The following is a 1,331-nucleotide window of genomic DNA, read 5'->3' as shown; positions in this document are numbered from 1 at the left end:
GGATCAGACCCCTCCAGCACCGACTGCCACAACGACAGCTCACCCACCCGCTCCGGCCGCACCGCCTCATCAGCCAGCGCATACGCCCAGCGACGGGCGGAGGTGGCCACCCGCGGCAGGGCCGGTGCCTTGCCGGCCTGCACTCGCTCCCAGGCCGCGGCGAGGTCGGGCAGCAGGATCCGCCAGGACACACCGTCGACCACCAGGTGGTGCAGGACCACCAGCAGCCGGCCCGCGGCGGCACCCGCGCGCCGGCCGTCGCCGTTGCTCGCACCGTCGCCATTGCCGTCATCGTCGCCGGAGTCCAGCCATACGAACTGGGCCATCACCCCCGCGACCGGGTTCAACCGGCCCACCGCTGCGTCAATTTCGGCCTGCGCCACCCTTTCCCACGGCTCCTGAGAACAGTCGACCCGCCGGATCAGGGCAGCCACATCCACCGAACCCGCCAGAGCCACCACCAGGCCCCCGCCGTCCTCAGCCACCAGCCGGGACCGCAGCATGTCGTGCCGGTCCACCACCGCGGTCAGGGTCGCCGTCAGCCCCGCCCGGTCGATTCCCGGCGGCAGTACCAACGTGGTCGCCATCGTGAACCGGTCGTAATCGCCGCCGAGTTCGGCCAGGTGCCGTGCGATGGGCAGCAGCGGCATCGAGCCGACCCCGCCGCCTTCGAGTTCCTCCAGTACCGGGCCGGAACCGGTTCGCCGGTTGGCCACCGCGGCCCCGGCCAGCTCCGCCACGGTGCGGCACTCGAAGATCTCTCGCGGGCCGATCTCGACGCCGAGCGCCCGCGCCCGTGCCACCACCTGGATCGAGCCGATGCTGTCGCCGCCGACCGCGAAGAAGTCGTCGTCGACCCCGACCTGGTCCAGGCCGAGCACCTCGGCGAACACACCCGCGAGGATTTCCTCCTCCATCGAGCCCGGCGCCCGGTAGACCCCACCGGTGAACTCCGGCTCCGGCAGCTCCGCGTGGTCCAGCTTCCCGTTGGGGGCCAGCGGCAGCCGGTCCAGCACCACGAAGGCCGCGGGCACCATGAACTCCGGCAGCCGGGCGGCCACGAACCCGCGCAGCTCACTCACCACGACTCCGGCTTCGAGGGCGAGATCGGCGCCGTCGCCGGAGTCGCCCGCCCCGGCCGGGACCACGTAACCCACCAGCCGCTTTCCGGTGCCACGTCCCTCGCGGGCGATCACCACGGCCTGTTCCACACCCGGGTACGCGCCGAGCACCGCCTCGACCTCGGCCGGTTCGATGCGGAAGCCGCGGACCTTGACCTGGGTGTCACCGCGCCCGACGTACTCCAGCTGACCGTCCGCCGTCCACCGCGC

At 72.6% G+C, this 1,331-nt stretch carries 1 protein-coding gene; it reads right to left on the bottom strand.

The features are described from left to right. On the bottom strand, positions 1-1,331 hold a 1,331-nt coding region (locus ACF08M_RS41665), incomplete at both ends, for a phosphopantetheine-binding protein (protein ID WP_392190531.1).

The sequence above is a fragment of the Streptomyces sp. NPDC015032 genome, assembly GCF_043080425.1.
Classification (GTDB): domain Bacteria; phylum Actinomycetota; class Actinomycetes; order Streptomycetales; family Streptomycetaceae; genus Streptomyces.
The sequence above is the reverse complement of the archived record's forward strand: the minus strand, read 5'-3'. Positions and strand labels throughout refer to the sequence as shown.